The sequence below is a fragment of the Bradyrhizobium sp. LTSPM299 genome (assembly GCF_000938235.1).
GTDB lineage: Bacteria > Pseudomonadota > Alphaproteobacteria > Rhizobiales > Xanthobacteraceae > Bradyrhizobium.
Window position 1 is genome coordinate 27,288 of sequence record NZ_JYMU01000017.1, and the last position, 17,556, is coordinate 44,843.

A 17,556-nucleotide genomic window follows, 5' to 3' on the forward strand; every position below is an offset into this window, starting at 1 on the left:
CTTGACTCCAGGCGGGCCGTTACTTGGACCGCAGCTTTTCGAGCAGGGGCGACAGGAATGACCCCCTCGGCTTCTTAGTCTCGCCGCGGCCTGTCAGCCGCTGCGCCATTTGCAGGAACATCTCAACCGCACGGTGATTGGCGGCGATTTCCGCGATCATCTGGCCGTTATTGGCGGCCGAACCGAAGATCTGCGGATCGAACGGGATGGTAGCGATCGGTGGGCTTTCGATCGCCTTGGCGAATTCGCTGGCCGCGATCTCCGGACGTTTCGGCACCCCGACCTGGTTCAGGCAGTACAGGGGTGCGCGGTCGTTTGGCCGGGCCGCCTTCAGGAGGTCGAACATGTTCTTGGCATTGCGCAGATTGGCGAGGTCGGGCGCCGCCACGATCAGGATATCGTCGGCAGCGATCAGCGCCCGCTTGGTCCAGCCCGACCATTGGTGGGGAATGTCGAGCACGATACAGGGCATCGTGGTGCGCAGCGTATCGAAGATCGAGTCGAACGCCTCGGCTCCGAAATCATAGACCTTGTCGAGCGTCGCCGGCGCCGCCAGCAGGCTCAGATGGTCGGTGCATTTCGACAGCAGGCGGTCGACGAAGGCCGTGTCGACGCGGTCGGGCGAGAACACCGCGTCGGCGATGCCTTGCGCCGGGTCCTGGTTGTAGTTGAGGCCCGCGGTGCCGAATGCGAGATCGAGATCGGCGACCACCGAATCCAGCGCCAGGTCGCGGGCGATCGCCCAGGCAACGTTGTGGGCGATCGTCGAGGAACCGACGCCACCCTTGGCGCCGACGACCGCGACGACGCGCCCGACGGCCTTGGCCTCCGGTGCCGAGAACAGGTTGCAGACCGCGCGCACCACGTCGATCGTGTGGGCCGGCGCGATCACATAGTCGCTGACGCCGCGGCGGACCAGTTCGCGATACAGCGTGACATCGTTGATCTTGCCGATCACGATCACGCGGGTACCCGCGTCGCAGACCGTGGCGAGGTGATCGAGGCCGGTCAGCACGTCGTTGCGGCCTTCGGTCTCGAGGATGATGACGTTGGGCGTCGGCGCCGAGCGGTAGGCCTCGACGGCGGCCGCCATGCCGCCCATCTGGATCTTGAGATGGGCCTTGGCCAGCCGGCGGTCTTCGCCCGCCGACTGTACGGCGGCAGCGGTCTCGACCGTTTCGCAGAACGCCTGGACCGAAACCCGCGGCGCCGGCGCAATATGATCGTCCGCGGCCGGCGGCGTGACGTCCGTCTGCTGGTCGGAGTTTTGCTGCGCGTAGGTGATCATTTGCCTGTGTCGCTGAGTTTGGCCTTGTCGGACTCGGGATAGGCCGTCGCGGTGGCGGTACCCTTGCGATATTTTTCAAAGGCGATGCCACGTCGCGGCGTGTAGGCCGGGGTCTCCGCGCGCGGCTGGACGAGGTCCGCTGGATTCTCGACCATGGATGCGAGGTTGCGCTGGTTGGCGCAGCCGAAATTGTAATACTGTTTGTTCTCGAGATAGGACGGGTTATGGACCGACGTGCCGAGGTCTTCCGGCCAGATGCCGCACGGCCCGGCGACCGCCGTGATCCTCGGATAGTTCACCCGGATCGCCGGCATCTGGCGCGGATCCTCGGGATGATATTTGCGAACCAGAATCCCGCGCGGCGGCACGCCGACGGCGGCGAAGGTGGCCTGTATCTCGCGCAGCGAATCCTGGGCGGCGCGTGCGTTCGCGGTGTCGACGGGAACGTCGACGCTGACGGCACCGGTGCCCTCGCGCATCCAGTCCTGCGCCATCCCCGTCACTTCGGCGCGCTGCTCGGCGGTCAGGCCGCCGCGGCCGCGGCCGACAAAGACCACGATCGAGCGATCGGCCTCGGTAACCGCGATCGGATGACGCTGCCGATAGTCGGCCGGCGCGTTCACCATCGCGAGGCTGTCATCAGAGGTGTGCTGGCAGGCGCCCAGCGTCACGGCCAAGCCGACGAGTGCGCCGGCGAGACCAAGGGCGCGCTTGCGTTCGGCGGGTATTGTGGATGTCGTCTGTGTCATCGTCCCGCCTCAGTCAGTGATGAAGCCGTAAGTGCCGCGGTAATTCCGCGCCGGCTCGGTGCGGCCAGGTACGCCGTAGATCCGATTGATGCTGCCCAACAGGTCAGCCTGCGGATCGGCGGCGTTGGCGAAGCCATCATCCGGACGCGAGAGATCCTTCTGGGCTACCGCGCGGACGATGTAAGGCGTCACCAGCACCATCAGCTCGGTCTGGTTGTTGACGAAGTCACGGCTGCGAAACAGCGTCCCGAGCACGGGCAGCTCCGCCAGTCCGGGCAGACCGTTGATGGCCTGCTTGGTCTGGTCCTGGATCAGGCCGGCCATCGCCATCGAGCCGCCGGAGGGGATTTCCAGCGTGGTTTCGGCGCGGCGGGTCTTGATCGAGGGAATCGTCGTTCCGCCCTGGCCGCCGGTCAGCGCGTTGTCGCTCGACACTTCGGACACTTCCGTCATCACCCGCAGGCTGATCCGTCCCTCGGTCAGCACCACCGGCGTGAAGTTGAGCGAGATGCCGAACTTCTTGAAGCTGACCGTTTGAACGCACTGTCCGATCGCGCCCGACGTCGTCGTCTGGCAGGTCACGCCGGTCGGAATTGGAAACTCGCCGCCCGAGATGAAGGTCGCCGCTTCGCCGGAAATCGCAGTCAGGTTTGGCTCGGCGAGTGTCCGTATGACACCGGCGCTTTCCATAGCGCGTATCGTCGCCGACACCGATGGCGTGCTGCCGAACGCGGTGGTGATGGCATTGCCGGATGCGAGCGGACCGTTGTTGGCGGTAAACGCGTTACTGTTGGCGAACTTCACCACTGCCGTGCCGTAGTTGAGGTTGGCGGTGAGGTCGATGCCGAGCTGCTTGATCAGGCTGCGCGAGACTTCGGCGACGGTGACCTTTAGCATCACCTGGTCGCGGCCCCGAACCGAGATGGAGTTCACGACCTTGTCGGCGCTGCCGGCGAGCCGCGCGACGATGTCGGCGGCCTGCTGCGCCTCGATCGGGGTCGCCGCGCTTCCGGTCAGCATGACGCCGTCGCCGACGCCCTCGATCTGGATATCGGCATTGGGCATCGCCTGCTTGAGCGCGGCGCGCACGCCGTTGAGGTCGCGCTTGACGGCGATGTCGTAGGCGGCGATCTGCTGGCCGGCGGCGTCGAAGAACACGATGTTGGTCTGGCCGACGGTGGCGCCGATGATGTAGGCGCGCTGCGCCGAGCGGACCACGGCATTGGCGATCTTGGGATCGGCGACCAGTACGTCCTTGATGTCCCGCGGCAGGTCGATCACCACGGATTTGCCGATGCCGAGCGCCAGGAAGCGCGCATTCATCTGGCCGTCGGAAGCTGCGGGCGCGGGCGCGGCGACGCGGTAGTCGCTCGCCACCACCGGGCTCAATGCCGGGTTGAGCGTGAGCGCCGCTACCGCCGCAAACGACAGCGCGCGGACCGTAAATGCCCGCATCGTCCGTTGCGTTACCCTGCACTTCATCTGGTGGGCCCTCATCGTCACTTCTGCATCGTCGACTGGCTGGCGACGCCGTAGCGGATGACGTTCACCGTCTCACCGCGCTTGGTGCGGTTGTCATCGCCCTTGACGTCGACCTGGTTGACGTCGGCGATGCTGCGCAGCGCGAGCGACAGCGTGCCGCTCTGGCGCGCGCGCGCCAATGTCTCGGTCTGTTCAGGCTTCAGCTCCAGCGTCACGGTCTTGCCGACCAGCGCGTTGGTGCCGTCCTTCTCCTTTGGGGCCTGATCGATCGCGAGCACGCGGACATTGGTCAGGATGACCTCGGAATTGACAATGTCGGCGCCGCTGCGGTCCGGGTTCTTGTCCCGCTTGGACAGCAGGACGTCGACCCGGTCGTTCGGCAGGATGAAGCCGCCGGCACCGGTCTCGGGGGAAATTTCGGTCGATACCGCGCGCATGCCGGTCGGCAGGATTGCGGCCATGAAGCCGCTTCCGTCGGCCTTGACGAGCTTTTGCTCGCGGATCGGCTCGCCCTGAATGAACGGAGCGCGCGCGATCGAGCCGGTGATGTCCTTGATGGCGTCGGCGTTCGCGTCCTTGCGCATGAAGCTGCTGCTGGCGGTGGCGGCGGGCCAGGTCTGCCACTGCAGATCGTCAGGCTTCACGGTCTGGCCGAGGCCGATGTCGGACCGTGCGACCAGGATGTCGACTGTCGGCAGCTGCGCGACCGCAGGGGCGGGGGCCGGCTTGTTGTCGCTTCCGCTCGCCAGATAGAGGGCCGCGAGGCCGGCGCAGCCTGCGATAGCCAGGACCAGAATGCGGGCGGTATTCATTACGCTTCACTTTCCACATGACGCCGCGACGCTGCCGCCGCTGTGATGGGAGTTGACCAGCTATTCGTCAAAGCATGGTTAATGAGGCGTATCTAAATCGCCTTAACGGGTGGTTACCCGCGGGCCGTCAGCGCATGGCGAAGTGCGCGAGGTCGATCGTCTTGATCCAGTCGGTGTCCGGATAGATCATCAACGCGCCGAGGGCGAGCGCGATGCCGTAGGGTATCCCGGTCTGCTTGTCGTGCAGGCGGGTGAGCCAGGGCTGGGACGTGAAGGCGTAGGGCAGCGGCCACTGCCTGAGCTGCAGCAGCAGCACGGTCAGCGCGCCGCCGAACAGCGACGCCAGGACCAGATAGTCGAGCAGATGATCGAACCCGAACCAGAGGCCGATGGCTGCCGCGACCTTGGCGTCTCCGCCTCCGACCCATCCCACGGCGAACATGCTGAACGCCAAGACGAGCACCAGTGCACCGGCGCCGGCATGGTTGAGGACGTCGTGGACGTCCATCCCGGTCAGCGGCGCCATGACGACGAAGCCCGCCAGCAGCGCCAGCGAGACCCGGTTCGGAATCGTCATGGTGAGGAGATCGCTCGCCGCCGCGAATGCCATCAGGGCCGGAAACAGCATCAAGCGCGCGATGTCGAGGATCATGGATGAAACGCCGTCGAGCTGGAGCTGAGGTCGAGACCCGACGCTAGCGGCCAATGGTGAACAATCGGGAAAGGATCGCTCGCAAATAGCAAAGGTCCCGGGGATACCGGGACCTTTGAGGCGAATTCGTAGAAACCCGCTTACTTGAGCGAGGTCGAGATCGAGGTGAAGGTGGTGGACAGCGCCTTGCCGACGCCGTTGACGGCGGCAATGATCGCGATCGCGATGCCGGTCGCAATCAGACCGTACTCGATGGCGGTCGCGCCGGATTCGTCCTTGACGAAACGCGAAACGAGATTCTTCATAAATGACTCCTGTGTACACGTGGCTGGTCGAACTAGATCTGGTCTGGCCGGCGTTCTCAGCACCGTGACCATGCGGGCACCCTAAGGTTCGACAATTGCGGCGCAGTTAATTTGATCGCGCAAAGTCGGGGGGAACCCGCAGTTGTTGCGCACAGTAAATTTGGCATTAAGCCGCATGAACAAATTGCCGAATACTGTCTTGAGCGGATGTCCGGCCGGTCTGGATTCACAGCTCCTTAAGCGGAAGCCGATAGGCAAGAGACTTGCTATTAAAAGCAACTTGTCACTGAACGAGGCTACCATGTCCACGCTGCCCCTTGAAGTCATCGAGATGATGGGTCAGACGATGATGAAGGTGGCGCCGATCACGATCGGGCTGGCGCTCGTCTTCACGGTGTTGGCCCACTTCTGGGCCTGCAACCCCGGCAAGCCTTGGTGGCAGAAGCGCGAGCTCCTCACCGACATCTGCTACTGGTTCTTCGTGCCGGTGTTCGCCCGCGTGCTCCGCATCGGGCTCCTGGTGGTGGGGGCGGCCGCTATCTTCAACGTTCACACCGCCGACGAGCTGATCGCGTTCTACGACAATGGACATGGCCCGCTGTCGCGGCTGCCGCTCGCGCTGCAGGCGATCATCTTCCTGGTCGCCTCCGACTTCATGCTTTACTGGCTGCACCGGATGTTTCACGGCGGCGGCTTCTGGAAGTACCACGCCATCCATCATTCCTCGGAAGATCTCGAATGGATATCGGCGGCGCGATTCCATCCCGTCAACCTCTTGATCGGCACGATCACGGTTGACGTGATCCTGCTGATGGCCGGCATCTCGCCGAACATCATGCTGTGGGTTGGTCCCTTCACCACATTCCACTCCGCGTTCGTCCACGCCAACCTGAACTGGACGCTCGGCCCGTTCAAATATGTGATCGCGACGCCCGTGTTCCATCGCTGGCATCACACCTCCCTCGAGGAGGGCGGCGACACCAACTTCGCGGGGACGTTCCCGATCTGGGATATCCTGTTCGGAACGTTCCGGATGCCCGCCAATGTGCTGCCGGAGACCTACGGTGCCGACGACAAGGCGATCCCGACCGAGATCGCCGGACAGTTGGCCTATCCGTTCCGTCAATGATCTGATTGACCGGGCTGCGCCGCCATGAGCTCGGAGACCGCAACCATCCCACGCGAGAAAGCCTCCGTCTTCGAGGTGCCCGCCTGGTTGTGGATGGGGTGCGGCATCTATGTGCTGCTGCTGGTGACCGGCAGCCAGCTCCTCGTCGATTCCGATACCTATTGGCAAATCGCCATAGGCCGCTGGATCCTCGATCACGGCGCCGTGCCGTCGGTCGATATCTATTCGTTCACCCGGGCCGGCGAACAGTGGATGTCGTCGTCCTGGCTTGCGCAGGTCCTGTACGCCAAGGCCTATGATCTCGCCGGCTGGACCGGGCCCGTGGCGCTGGCCACGATCTGTATAGCCATTGTGTGCGCGCAGCTCACCGCCATTCTGGGCCGCAAGATGCCGGCGACCTATGCGAGCGTCGTCGCGCTGGCGGCGCTGGAGCTGTCGACCGGGCATCTGCTGGCCCGTCCGCATGTACTCGTGCTGCCGGTGATGATCGCCTGGACCAACGGCCTGATGACTGCCAGCGAACGCCGCGAGCCGCCGTCGTTCTGGCTGCTGCCGCTGATTGCGCTCTGGACCAATCTGCACGGCGGATTTCTGTTCGGCCTCGTGTTGGTCGGCGCATTCGCCCTCGACGCAATGTGGAACGCCACGCCGGCACAAAGACCGTCGCTTGCGCTGCGCTGGATGGCTTTCGGGATCGGCGCGCTCGCTGCCTGCTGCGTGACGCCCTATGGCTGGGGCTCGATCCTTGCCGCGTCGAAGATCCTTGGTCTCGGTGAGCTGCTGCGTCTGATCGGGGAATGGATGCCGGTGGATTTCAGCCGCTTCGGCGCATTCCAGCTGGCCGTTCTCGCCTTGATCGGTGCCGCGCTCTCCAGCGGCGTGCGGCTGCCGCCGCCGCGGATCGCCCTGGTGCTCGGCCTGTTGTACATGGCGCTGTCCCACGTCCGGAATGTCGAGATTTTCGCGCTGCTGCTGCCGCTGGTCGTGCTCACGCCGGTGGCCGCCCAGTTCGGCCTGCAGGCTGCGGGCGTTGCCCGGCTGAGGGCGGTGCCGGCGGTGGCGCTGCTCGCGGCGCTGTGCGCCTTGACCTCGGCCGTTGCGATGAGCGCGCGCATCGCGCCCCCGGTCGTCCAGTCGCCTGCGGCCGCAGTCGATGTCCTGAAGGCCCACAACGTCAAGCGGGTGCTCAACGACCTTCCGTTCGGCGGCTATCTGATCTGGCGCCAGGTGCCGGTGTTCGTCGACGGGCGCGCTGAGCTTTACGGCGAGACATTCGACGTCGCCTATTATCGCGCGCTCCAGCTCAAGGATGTCGACGGCTTCATCGGTCTGCTCCGGACCTACGACATCGACGCGGTGATGCTGCAGCCGTCGACGCCTGCGGTCCAGCTGCTGGACCGCACAGCCGGCTGGCAGCGCGTCTACACGGATGACAACGCGGTGGTGCATGTGCGCGTTGCCAACTGACAGGACGGGATATGAGTTCAGCAGACGCGGCAATTGACGACAGGCAAGGCCTGCTGCGGCCGCCCACGGCCTTGCTCATCGTTGGCCTGGTGATGTCCGTCTATGTCTGGGTGATCCTCGCCACGACGGTTCCATATCCCGGCAGGATCGGGCTCGACTACAATACGCTCGGTACCGATTGGATGGTTTTCTACGGGGCGATCCGCTCGGTCCTGGATGGCAACGCGTCCCTGGTCTTCGACGGCGATCGCTTCACGGCGTTCCTCAACGCAACATTTGCGGACTGGCTCTCCAAGCCGCTCGAATTCCGGCCATGGGCCTATCCGCCGACTTTTCTCGTGCTGCTGCTGCCGTTCGCGCCGCTGGGGTTCTTTGGTTCCTATGTGGCGTTTCAGGTGGTCAGTGCGGCCCTGATGGCGGCCGCATTGCGGTTGAATGCGGCGGGCCCGGGATCCTCCGGAGTCCTTCTGGTGATGGCCCTGCTGTGTCCGGCGTCCGCCATCAACGTGATGGATGGCCAGGCCGTGTTTCTGGTCGTCGCGCTGATCGTTGCCGGACTGGGCCTTCTCGAGCAGCGTCCCGTTCTGTGCGGGCTGACGATGGGACTGCTGACGTTCAAGCCGCAGTTCTGCATTCTGGTCCCGCCGGCCCTGATCGCGGCCGGGCAGTGGCGCGCGCTATGGGCGGCCGGCCTGTCTGCGCTGGCCCTGGCGGTTGCGAGCGGCTTGATCTTCGGCTGGGACCTGTGGCTTCGCTGGCTTCCCCTCATGACCGAGAATCTGGTCAACCCCGATGCGAAGTGGATCGAGTATGGCCGCCTGTGGGGCAACAGCGTCTACGCCTGCGCCAGCCTGCTTGGCGCCCCACAGCGGCTGGCATCGGCGATCCAGCTCCTCGCAACGATCTTTGCTGCTGGCTCCGTTGTTCTCGCGTTCCGCTCGCGGTTGAGCACGATGGAGAAGACGGCCGTGTTTCTCGCGGCCACCGTCCTCGCTGCACCGCATTCCGGACCTTACGATCAGGTGCTGCTAGTGGTCGCGGCGGCTTACTGGTTGATGGCGCAAGGCCGCTCGCAGCCGCTGTGGTGCTGGACCCTGATGTTCATGATCTGGCTTGTGCCGATCATCAGCCCGCCACTTCTGTTTGCCCCGAGCCGCTTGGCTCCGTTGCTGACGGTGACGCTCATCGTGCTTGTGCTTCGCCGCGCGGTACCGATGGTGAAGCTGCCGACGCGATAGACGTCCAATCGATCAGGCGCCGGTTCGCTCTGCATCCTGTTCGCGCGCCGGCGTCGACCTGTTCTGGAGCCGGACCAGGAGGATTGCGCCAGTGGTCAGGGCGGCACCGGCCAGGACATCGGCGAGGTGATGGCCCCCCACGGGCATCGTTGCCAGGAACATCGTTCCGTTCACGACTGCTACTGGGATCATGAGCCAGCGCGTATCGCGCGCGGCGTAGATCGTCATGAGACCCAGCATGGTGTGAAACGAGGGAAAGCTGACGATACCGTCGGGGGCCGTGAGGTCGATGACGGAGAGTGTTCCATCGCGCAGTATGAGGAAGGTGTGCACAAAGGGCCACATCGGGCCCACGACTGCCGAGTAGTTCGCGAATTCCTGCGGAGCGGGCTGGAAATATGCGAAGGCGCCTGCGGCCGGAACCAGTGCCATGCCGATGCACACGGCGACCGTGCTCAGGCTCAGAACGGCCATGAATTCCGTGATCCTGTCTCCACGGCGCCGCAAAACGAGCCACATCACGACCAGGTCGGAGGCAGGACCTGTGGCGTCGTAGGCCTTGGCCAACACCTTCACGATGAACGGGCTGGCGTTCGTTGCCTGCAGAAAGCTCGGCCAGTCGAAGCCAAACAGGTGATCGACATCCGCCAGGACATTGTCCCTCAAGGGCAGGTCCGCGGCGGTGATCAGATAGCTCAGGGTAACCCCTCCGACCAGCAGCGCGCCAATGGGCAGGAACGTGCGCCACAGCAATTCGGTCAGATGCAGAACGTATCGCAGCAGAACTGCCGGACGCCTTTCGTCTCCGGCAAGACGGCTGGATGCGACAGCGAGGAAGATACCGGCGAACGCACTGCAAGCGAGGCACTTCAGGATGATCGCCCAGTTCGCCTGTGCAAATGAAAGCCGCGAGCCTTGCAGCCAGATCACGTCGACAATGGCGTAGCCCAGGACGCACGACCAGACGACCGCCATGTGCCGCTGCGCGACGGCGCCATAGTCGCTGAACATGAGCCAGCGTCCCAGGGCGTCTCGAATCCCCGCCAGATTGGCGGTCCGACCGCGGATGCCGGAAGTGGCGTTGCGTTTCTCGATCCCGGATATCGACGACACGTGATGTCCCTCGTCTTTTTGGCTGCGCAGAAGCTGGAGCGGGAATCTTAAGATTGCTATAATCGTGGAGCGCGCGCGCAGATGGCGACGCGGTCGGTCGCCTGATCTATGGTCAGGGGCATGGGCGAGCGTATTTTCGGCTCGTTGCGATCGCCGTCGATGGGACGATGAGAGTGAGCCTGCCAGTCCAGATCGCCGAGATGCTCGGCCAGACGCTGATCCAGATGGTGCCCGTCACCATCGCACTCGCGCTGGTGTTCACGGTGCTGGCGCATGTCTGGGCCTGCAATCCCGGCCGGCCCTGGTGGCGCAAGCGCGAGATCGTCACCGACCTCTGTTACTGGTTCCTGGTGCCGCTGTTTGCCCGCGTGTTTCGCATCGGGCTTCTGGTTGTTATCGCCGGCCTCGTGTTCGGCATCCGCGATTCCGCCGAACTGGTTGCCTTCTACGATAACGGTCACGGGCCGCTGTCGACGCTGCCGATTTGGCTGCAGGCCGTGCTGTTCCTCGTGATCTCCGACTTCGCGATGTACTGGCTGCATCGCATGTTTCATCGCGGCGGCTTCTGGCGATATCACGCGGTCCACCACTCGTCGGAAGATGTCGACTGGATTTCGGCCGCGCGCTTCCATCCGGTCAATCTCCTGCTCGGAACGGTCGGCGTCGACGTCCTGATGCTGACGGCCGGCATTTCGCCGAGCGCGATGCTCTGGGTCGGTCCGTTCAATCTGTTCCTGTCCGCTTTCGTACACGCCAATCTGAACTGGGATCTCGGCCCGTTCAGATATTTGCTGGCGTCGCCGGTCTTTCACCGCTGGCACCACACCTCGCTCGATGAGGGGGGCAACAGCAATTTCGCCGGCACTTTTCCGGTCTGGGATATCCTGTTCGGGACCTTCCGGATGCCGGCGGGCCGGCTGCCGGACGATTACGGCATCGACGACAAGGCCTTCCCGAGCGAGATCGCCGGACAATTGGCCTATCCGTTCCGGAAGTCGTGACATCCGCGCAATTCAAGCCTCGATTTTTGCTCTTCTTAAATGAATTGCCGTCAGATTTGCCCCGTCGGGCGCCGGTCCGCCGCGTATCGCTTTTGCCGGCTAGTCAACGTCCCGGGGTAGAGTATGTCGTTTCAGTCTCAGCGTATTCGCGCCGTCGCGCGTTTTGGATTCGTCTCCCTGGCCGCAGCCATGTTGCTGTGGCCTGCGGTCTCCACGGCCGCGCCAGATCCTGACCGGATCGCGGTCAGCGTCGACCAGGCCAAGCTCGTCAGGCTGCCCTCGGGTATCGCGACGATCGTCGTCGGCAACCCCTTGATCGCCGACGTCACCCTGCAGAATGGCGGCGTCGTCGTTGTCACCGGCAAGGGCTACGGCGCCACCAACTTCATCGCACTCGACCGCACCGGCCAGGTGCTGGTGGATCGCCAGATCCAGGTTGAAGGCCCGCCAAGCGACCAGCTCGTCACCGTCTATCGCGGCATCGACCGCGAGACCTACAGCTGCATGCCGGTCTGCCAGCGCCGCATCACCCTTGGCGACGGCGAGACTTACTTCAAGTCAACAATGGACCAGGCCGGCACGCTGAACAGCCAGGCCAGCGGTTCGGCCTCGGCCGCCAAGCCGACGAATTGAGCCATTCCTGTTCCGGTGCATCCATGCGCCGGGGCCGCGGTCGATTGCAGGCCGCCATCTCGACACGGTTAATATTGGCTTGATGGAACAGGGCATTCTGTCCCGATCCGACGAAACACTTCAACAATGGATTTCCGGTAGCTGTTACCGGCCATTTTCATCCGGGGTCGTTGATGCCGCTGCCCGCTCGTTTTTCCCAAAACCTCCTGCGTCGTTTCCGTCGCAATTCCCGCGGCTCGGCTGCGGTCGAGTTCGCGCTGATCGCGCCGCTGTTTTTCGGGCTGGTGTTTGCGATCGTCGAGACCGCCATGATCTTCTTTGCCGGCCAGGTGCTGGAGACCGTGACGCAGGATTCCGCGCGCGCGATCATGACCGGTCAGGCGCAGAGCGGCCTGGTGACGGGCTGTTCGACGCCCTGCACTCAGGCGCAGTTCAAGACCTACGTCTGCAGCCAGATCAGTGCCTTGTTCGATTGCACCAACGGCATCTATATCGACGTGCGCAGCTACACCGCGTCCCAGTTCGGTTCAGTCAACCTCACCCCGCCGATCGATTCGGGCGGAAACTTCCTTCCGGCCATGCAGTACAGTACCGGTGGCGCCGGCAGCATCGTCGTGGTCCGCCTGTTCTATCAGTGGCCGCTGTTTGTCACTTCGCTTGGTTTCAACGTCGCCAACCTGAACACCGGCAAACGTCTCCTGACCGCGACTGCAGCCTTCAAGAATGAGCCCTTCTGATGCGGAACATGCGACAGAGAGTGCGGATTTGGCTTCGTCTGCGGCGGTTCGCGCGCGACAGGCGTGGGCTGGCGGCCGTCGAGTTCGCCCTTATCCTCCCGCTGATGCTGCTGTTGTTCTTCGGCACCGTCGAATTCTCGTCCGGCGTCGCCGTCGACCGCAAGGTGACGCTGATGGCGCGCACATTGTCCGACTTGACCTCGCAGTCGATCTCGGTCGCGGACAGTGATCTCACCAACTTCTTTAGCGCCGCCGTCGGGATCATGACGCCCTATGACCCGAGCCCGACCCAAGCCACGCTGTCGGAGATCTACGTCGATTCCACGAACACCGCGAAGATCCAATGGACCAAGGCTGCGACCATTGCCAGCGGTGCCACGCAGGCGACGCTGACACCTTCGTCCCACACTGTGGGTCAGAACGTCACCAGCATCGTTCCACCGGCGCTATTGATCCCGCAAACCTCGCTGATCTACAGCGAGATCAGCTATAAATACGTTCCGACGGTCGGCTGGGTGATGGCGAAAGCCGGCATCACGCTCAGCGACGTCGCCTATACTCGCCCGCGACAAGCGAATTGCGTGATCTATCCGACGCCCGCCTCGGGGTCGCCCATGCCGGCTTGTCCGTCGACGTAGGCCGACCCGACAAAACATCACCCGCAAAAAAGGCCGCACCTGAAGTGCGGCCTTTGATGTCTTGACGGCAATTTCCTCGAGCGTCGCGCTCGCGGGAAATCGGCTTATCCAGCGGCGCGGAGATTGTCGGCCGAGGATTTGCCGGAACGGCGGTCAGCTACGATCTCGTAAGAGATCTTCTGGCCTTCACGCAGAGTGCCAAGACCGGCGCGCTCGACAGCACTGATGTGCACGAACACGTCGTTGCCACCTTCATCCGGCTGGATGAAGCCGTAGCCCTTGGTCGCGTTAAACCACTTCACGGTTCCCATGCTCACGGGGGTAGTCCCTTCTCAGATATACAAGTTCAAGACCCGCTGGTCGGCGGGGTGGTGAGATCGAATTTTTGGAAGGGTCGTCAGCGTCTGAACCGGCTGTACCGGTGGATAGCTAATGTCGTCCGGCCGAAAATCGATGGCCGATACATTATTCGATAGAGCGGTTCAAAACAATCCTGACGTGCGCGATTTTTTGGCCGGCGCGGGCGCCGGCCAATTGTTGCGCATGGCATCGGAATGTCATGCGCGCAGCAGTTGCAAAGCCTCGGTTACCGACGGCGGAACTGACCGCCGCGCGGCGGTGCACCCCGCGGCGGGCCGCCGGGTGAACTCGGACGCTCGTCCTTGTGGCGGAATATCAGTCGGCCCTTTTCGAGATCGTAGGGCGACATTTCGATCGTGACGCGGTCGCCGGCCAACGTCTTGATCCGGTTCTTCTTCATCTTGCCGGCGGTGTAGGCGACGATCTCGTGTCCGGCGTCAAGTTGAACCCGGTAACGAGCGTCGGGGAGGATTTCGGTCACCAGTCCTTCGAACTGGATCAGCTCTTCCTTAGCCATGTGTTTCCTCAGATCGAGCGACGGCTAGTGCTGCGGTCGTTTGTTGCGGTTGGGCTGCGTGTTTGGCCGGCTCTCGCGATGCAAAAAGGCGACGCCCTGGATGCTTTCGCTGTTGCCAGCCTGCGACGAACGCGGCGACTCGCCCCGGTTCGTCTGCGGCGCGCCATTGTTACCACCTCCACGGCGGTGGCGGCGAGGGCCTTTTGCACCTGGAGCGGCCTCATTCCCACGGACATTGTGGGCGCGGGGCGCGGAACGGCCGCCCCGGTGCGGCTGCGGGCTCTGTGCCGGTGCGGCGTCGCGGCTACCTGGTGTGCGGCGGTCTTCCCGTGGCACCGTGATCTTGATCAGTCTTTCGATGTCGCGCAGATAGCCCATCTCCTCGGCGCCCGCGACCAGCGAGATCGCGACGCCCTCGGCGCCGGCGCGCGCGGTGCGGCCGATCCGGTGGACATAGCTTTCCGGGATGTTGGGCAGGTCGAAATTGATCACATGGCTGATGCCGTCGACGTCAATGCCGCGGGCGGCAATGTCGGTCGCGACCAGCGTGCGGATCTCACCGGTGCGGAACGCCGCCAGCGTGCGCTCGCGGTGGTTCTGCGACTTGTTGCCGTGGATCGCATTGGCACTGATTCCGGCGCGCTCGAGGCCCTTCACGACCTTGTCCGCGCCATGCTTGGTGCGGGTGAAGATCAGGGCGCGATTGACCGGTTCTTGCTTCAGAAGCTGGGCGAGAATCGCCGGTTTGGCCGCGAAATCGACCTGGATGATGCGCTGGACGATACGTTCGACCGTTGAGGCGACCGGCGTCACCGCGACGCGGGCCGGATCGCGCAGCATCGCCTCGGCGAGCTCGGCGATATCCTTGGGCATGGTCGCCGAGAAGAACAGTGTCTGCCGCTTGATCGGCATCTTGGCGACGATTTTGCGGATGTCGTTGATGAAGCCCATGTCGAGCATGCGGTCGGCTTCGTCCAGCACCAGGAATTCGACCTGGTTGAGTTTCAGCCCGTTGCTCTGCACGAGGTCGAGCAGGCGGCCGGGCGTGGCTACCAGCACTTCGACGCCTTGCATGAGGGAGCGGACCTGACGGCCCATCGGTACGCCGCCGATCGCCAGCGTCGAGGTCAGGCGGATGTGGCGGCCATAGGCATTAAAACTGTCGAGGATCTGGCCCGACAATTCGCGGGTGGGCGAGAGCACCAGCACGCGGCAGGTCTTGGGCTGCGGCTTGATGCGATTCTCCAGAATGCGGTGCAGGATCGGAAGCGCAAAGGCTGCGGTCTTGCCGGTGCCGGTCTGAGCGATGCCGACGACATCGCGGCCGGTGAGGGCGAGCGGGATGGTCTGGGCCTGGATGGGGGTGGGCGTGAGATAGTTTTCTTCTCGCAGCGCACGGGCGATGGGATCGGCGAGGCCGAAGTCCTGAAAGGAGGTCAAAAGGTCGTTCTTTCCATAAAACAGTCGTCGTCCCGGCGGATATCGCCAGAATCGCACGAGGGCGTCAGGACACCCGCGTGTCTGGGGCATCAGGCTAGGTTGGATGCAAAGGCGAGCCAGAAGCCGTTGAGACGACTTGAACACGCAGCTCGCGTGGGCGCGCCGCGATTCGCGCGGGCACCGCCACCATGTAGACCAGGAACACGGCGTTTTCAAGATGTTGCAACCAGGTGGCAGCCGAAGTTCCCCGTTCAACCGTCGCGCAGAATGTCAAAAACCCATGCCGGAAAATTAGCCAAACTGCCAATATTGCTCACGAAATAATCAGGATGCCCTCTGGGCATACATTTTTGTGGCCTAATTATTAGGCGGCGGAGCGCCGTATTCTAACGGAACTCCCGAAGTTGCTAAGTCTATTCAATATCTTAGGAGGTGTGAGGGGCGTGGCACAGTTCTTGCGATTCCCTTAACCGCAGGCGGCCAGGTGGCCGTTTCGCAAGCGTTCCACGCCTGCGTCAGGGAGATGACATTTCATGCTTACACAACTTACTCACGATATAGCGACGGTGACCCGTCGCCGCGCTCTCGCGGCGACTGCCGGCCTGGTTATGGGCCTGGCTGCGTCTTCGTCGTTCTCGCCCGCGCAAGCGGCCGACGACACCATCAAGGTGGGTATTCTCCATTCGCTTTCCGGTACCATGGCCATCAGCGAAAGCACGCTGAAGGACACCGTCCTGTTCATGATTGATGAGCAGAACAAGAAGGGCGGCGTGATGGGCAAGAAGCTCGAGGCCGTCGTCGTCGACCCCGCCTCGAACTGGCCGCTGTTTGCGGAAAAGGCGCGCGAGCTGATCACCAAGGACAAGGTCGCGGTCGTGTTCGGCTGCTGGACCTCGGTGTCACGCAAGTCCGTGCTCCCGGTCTTCAAGGAGCTGAACAACATCCTGTTCTATCCCGTGCAGTATGAAGGCGAAGAGTCCGAGCGCAACGTGTTCTACACCGGCGCTGCGCCGAACCAGCAGGCGATCCCCGCCGTCGACTATCTGATGAAGGACGAGAAGGTGAAGCGCTGGGTGCTGGCCGGCACCGACTACGTCTATCCGCGCACCACCAACAAGATCCTGGAGGCGTACCTGAAGTCGAAGGGCGTCGCCCAGGAAGACATCATGATCAACTACACGCCGTTCGGTCACTCCGACTGGCAGACGATCGTGGCCGACATCAAGAAGTTCGGCTCGGCCGGCAAGAAGACCGCCGTGGTCTCCACCATCAACGGCGACGCCAACGTTCCCTTCTACAAGGAACTGGGCAACCAGGGCATCAAGGCAAAAGACATTCCGGTGGTCGCGTTCTCGGTCGGCGAAGAAGAACTCGCCGGCATCGACGCCAAGCCGCTGGTCGGCCATCTCGCCGCCTGGAACTATTTCGAATCGATCAAGACCCCGGCGAACGAAAAGTTCATCAAGGAGTGGCAGGCCTACACCAAGAACCCGAAGCGCACCACCAACGATCCGATGGAAGCCACCTACATCGGCTTCAATCTGTGGGTGAAGGCGGTCGAGAAAGTGAAGTCGACCGATCCGGACAAGGTGATCGATGCACTTCCCGGCATCGAGACGGCGAACCTCACGGGCGGTACCGCCAAGGTGCTTCCGAACCATCACATCACCAAGCCGGTCTACATTGGCGAAATCAAAGCCAATGGCCAGTTCGACGTGGTGTGGAAGACACCGGCGGAAGTCGCCGGCGACGCATGGTCGAAGGAATTGCCCGACTCCAAGGACCTGGTTGGCGATTGGGTCGGCAAGAAGTGCGGCAACTACAACACCAAGACTAGCAAGTGCCTCGGTTCGGGTTCCTGATCCGGGACTGCTGATCTGATCAACGACACAACAAGAACCTTCCAAGACACTGGAGAAGGCGGCGCGGTTCGCCGCCTTCTCCTCACACTCCGGCCGGGGTATTCACGTGTTCGCCAATTGTATTGACCGCTTT

At 63.2% G+C, this 17,556-nt stretch carries 18 protein-coding genes; 8 read left to right on the forward strand and 10 right to left on the reverse strand.

Annotated features, from left to right (window positions below):
* Window positions 1-19: 19 nt before the first annotated feature.
* From UP10_RS11685 to UP10_RS11710, 6 genes are all read right to left on the reverse strand, one after another.
* Window positions 20-1,288, reverse strand: coding sequence for a CpaE/TadZ family protein (locus UP10_RS11685; protein WP_044541116.1), 1,269 nt, complete (start codon window positions 1,286-1,288; stop codon window positions 20-22).
* Window positions 1,285-2,037 carry a CpaD family pilus assembly protein gene (locus tag UP10_RS11690; RefSeq protein ID WP_044541117.1) on the reverse strand — a complete coding sequence of 251 codons (753 nt, stop codon included), beginning with the start codon at window positions 2,035-2,037 and terminating at the stop codon, window positions 1,285-1,287. The genes UP10_RS11685 and UP10_RS11690 overlap by 4 nt, the downstream gene beginning before the upstream one ends.
* Before the next feature lie 9 nt (window positions 2,038-2,046).
* Entirely contained in the window at window positions 2,047-3,519 is a 1,473-nt protein-coding gene (locus tag UP10_RS11695) for a type II and III secretion system protein family protein (protein ID WP_044587505.1), read from the reverse strand.
* A gap of 17 nt (window positions 3,520-3,536) precedes the next feature.
* Window positions 3,537-4,331: a Flp pilus assembly protein CpaB gene (gene cpaB, locus UP10_RS11700; RefSeq protein WP_044587506.1), complete on the reverse strand. Its 795-nt coding sequence runs from the start codon at window positions 4,329-4,331 to the stop codon at window positions 3,537-3,539.
* A gap of 127 nt (window positions 4,332-4,458) precedes the next feature.
* Window positions 4,459-4,983, reverse strand: coding sequence for an A24 family peptidase (locus tag UP10_RS11705; protein ID WP_044587507.1), 525 nt, complete (start codon window positions 4,981-4,983; stop codon window positions 4,459-4,461).
* A gap of 140 nt (window positions 4,984-5,123) precedes the next feature.
* On the reverse strand, window positions 5,124-5,288 hold the full coding sequence (locus tag UP10_RS11710) for a Flp family type IVb pilin (RefSeq protein ID WP_044587508.1): 165 nt from the start codon (window positions 5,286-5,288) through the stop codon (window positions 5,124-5,126).
* A 301-nt stretch (window positions 5,289-5,589) separates the two neighbouring features.
* On the opposite strand from UP10_RS11710, the gene UP10_RS11715 reads away from it, so the two are divergent.
* Genes UP10_RS11715 through UP10_RS11725 form a run of 3 tightly spaced genes read left to right on the forward strand, consistent with a single transcriptional unit; the run spans window position 5,590 to window position 9,122 of the window.
* Window positions 5,590-6,417 carry a sterol desaturase family protein gene (locus UP10_RS11715; protein WP_044587509.1) on the forward strand — a complete coding sequence of 276 codons (828 nt, stop codon included), beginning with the start codon at window positions 5,590-5,592 and terminating at the stop codon, window positions 6,415-6,417.
* Between the two features lie 24 nt (window positions 6,418-6,441).
* Window positions 6,442-7,884: a hypothetical protein gene (locus UP10_RS11720; RefSeq protein WP_044587510.1), complete on the forward strand. Its 1,443-nt coding sequence runs from the start codon at window positions 6,442-6,444 to the stop codon at window positions 7,882-7,884.
* Between the two features lie 11 nt (window positions 7,885-7,895).
* Window positions 7,896-9,122, forward strand: a complete 1,227-nt coding sequence (locus tag UP10_RS11725; RefSeq protein WP_082077063.1) for a glycosyltransferase family 87 protein — start codon at window positions 7,896-7,898, stop codon at window positions 9,120-9,122.
* A gap of 12 nt (window positions 9,123-9,134) precedes the next feature.
* Here UP10_RS11725 and UP10_RS42005 read toward each other — a convergent pair whose 3' ends face one another.
* The gene (locus tag UP10_RS42005) at window positions 9,135-10,235 is read right to left on the reverse strand and encodes a phosphatase PAP2 family protein (RefSeq protein WP_050043630.1); all 1,101 of its coding nucleotides are present in this window, start codon (window positions 10,233-10,235) and stop codon (window positions 9,135-9,137) included.
* A gap of 167 nt (window positions 10,236-10,402) precedes the next feature.
* Between UP10_RS42005 and UP10_RS11735 the strand changes: the two genes are divergently transcribed.
* The 4 genes from UP10_RS11735 to UP10_RS11750 all read left to right on the forward strand — a co-directional run bounded on the left by UP10_RS11735 (window position 10,403) and on the right by UP10_RS11750 (window position 13,244).
* Window positions 10,403-11,236, forward strand: a complete 834-nt coding sequence (locus tag UP10_RS11735; RefSeq protein ID WP_044587511.1) for a sterol desaturase family protein — start codon at window positions 10,403-10,405, stop codon at window positions 11,234-11,236.
* Window positions 11,237-11,359: 123 nt separating this feature from the next.
* The gene (locus tag UP10_RS11740; protein ID WP_082077064.1) at window positions 11,360-11,869 is read left to right on the forward strand and encodes a pilus assembly protein N-terminal domain-containing protein; all 510 of its coding nucleotides are present in this window, start codon (window positions 11,360-11,362) and stop codon (window positions 11,867-11,869) included.
* A 173-nt stretch (window positions 11,870-12,042) separates the two neighbouring features.
* Window positions 12,043-12,606 carry a TadE/TadG family type IV pilus assembly protein gene (locus UP10_RS11745; RefSeq protein ID WP_044587512.1) on the forward strand — a complete coding sequence of 188 codons (564 nt, stop codon included), beginning with the start codon at window positions 12,043-12,045 and terminating at the stop codon, window positions 12,604-12,606.
* Between the two features lie 8 nt (window positions 12,607-12,614).
* Complete coding sequence (locus UP10_RS11750; protein WP_044587587.1) at window positions 12,615-13,244, forward strand: TadE/TadG family type IV pilus assembly protein; 630 nt, start codon at window positions 12,615-12,617, stop codon at window positions 13,242-13,244.
* Window positions 13,245-13,348: 104 nt separating this feature from the next.
* On the opposite strand, the gene UP10_RS11755 is transcribed toward UP10_RS11750, so the two are convergent.
* From UP10_RS11755 to UP10_RS11765, 3 genes are all read right to left on the reverse strand, one after another.
* Entirely contained in the window at window positions 13,349-13,561 is a 213-nt protein-coding gene (locus UP10_RS11755; RefSeq protein ID WP_016842648.1) for a cold-shock protein, read from the reverse strand.
* A gap of 269 nt (window positions 13,562-13,830) precedes the next feature.
* On the reverse strand, window positions 13,831-14,121 hold the full coding sequence (gene infA / locus UP10_RS11760; RefSeq protein ID WP_044541125.1) for a translation initiation factor IF-1: 291 nt from the start codon (window positions 14,119-14,121) through the stop codon (window positions 13,831-13,833).
* A 24-nt stretch (window positions 14,122-14,145) separates the two neighbouring features.
* Entirely contained in the window at window positions 14,146-15,561 is a 1,416-nt protein-coding gene (locus tag UP10_RS11765) for a DEAD/DEAH box helicase (RefSeq protein ID WP_044587513.1), read from the reverse strand.
* A gap of 533 nt (window positions 15,562-16,094) precedes the next feature.
* Between UP10_RS11765 and urtA the strand changes: the two genes are divergently transcribed.
* Entirely contained in the window at window positions 16,095-17,423 is a 1,329-nt protein-coding gene (gene urtA, locus UP10_RS11770) for an urea ABC transporter substrate-binding protein (RefSeq protein WP_044541127.1), read from the forward strand.
* Window positions 17,424-17,556: the final 133 nt, after the last annotated feature.

Coding starts and splice junctions, on each gene's coding strand:
- UP10_RS11715 (WP_044587509.1), top strand. CDS start 5,590: ATGTCCACGCTGCCCCTTGAAGTCATCGAGATGATGGGTCAGACGATG.
- UP10_RS11740 (WP_082077064.1), top strand. CDS start 11,360: ATGTCGTTTCAGTCTCAGCGTATTCGCGCCGTCGCGCGTTTTGGATTC.
- urtA (WP_044541127.1), top strand. CDS start 16,095: ATGCTTACACAACTTACTCACGATATAGCGACGGTGACCCGTCGCCGC.
- UP10_RS11735 (WP_044587511.1), top strand. CDS start 10,403: ATGAGAGTGAGCCTGCCAGTCCAGATCGCCGAGATGCTCGGCCAGACG.
- UP10_RS11695 (WP_044587505.1), bottom strand. CDS start 3,519: ATGAAGTGCAGGGTAACGCAACGGACGATGCGGGCATTTACGGTCCGC.
- UP10_RS11690 (WP_044541117.1), bottom strand. CDS start 2,037: ATGACACAGACGACATCCACAATACCCGCCGAACGCAAGCGCGCCCTT.
- UP10_RS11750 (WP_044587587.1), top strand. CDS start 12,615: ATGCGACAGAGAGTGCGGATTTGGCTTCGTCTGCGGCGGTTCGCGCGC.
- UP10_RS11745 (WP_044587512.1), top strand. CDS start 12,043: ATGCCGCTGCCCGCTCGTTTTTCCCAAAACCTCCTGCGTCGTTTCCGT.
- UP10_RS11705 (WP_044587507.1), bottom strand. CDS start 4,983: ATGATCCTCGACATCGCGCGCTTGATGCTGTTTCCGGCCCTGATGGCA.
- cpaB (WP_044587506.1), bottom strand. CDS start 4,331: ATGAATACCGCCCGCATTCTGGTCCTGGCTATCGCAGGCTGCGCCGGC.
- UP10_RS11710 (WP_044587508.1), bottom strand. CDS start 5,288: ATGAAGAATCTCGTTTCGCGTTTCGTCAAGGACGAATCCGGCGCGACC.
- UP10_RS11685 (WP_044541116.1), bottom strand. CDS start 1,288: ATGATCACCTACGCGCAGCAAAACTCCGACCAGCAGACGGACGTCACG.
- UP10_RS11720 (WP_044587510.1), top strand. CDS start 6,442: ATGAGCTCGGAGACCGCAACCATCCCACGCGAGAAAGCCTCCGTCTTC.
- infA (WP_044541125.1), bottom strand. CDS start 14,121: ATGGCTAAGGAAGAGCTGATCCAGTTCGAAGGACTGGTGACCGAAATC.
- UP10_RS11725 (WP_082077063.1), top strand. CDS start 7,896: ATGAGTTCAGCAGACGCGGCAATTGACGACAGGCAAGGCCTGCTGCGG.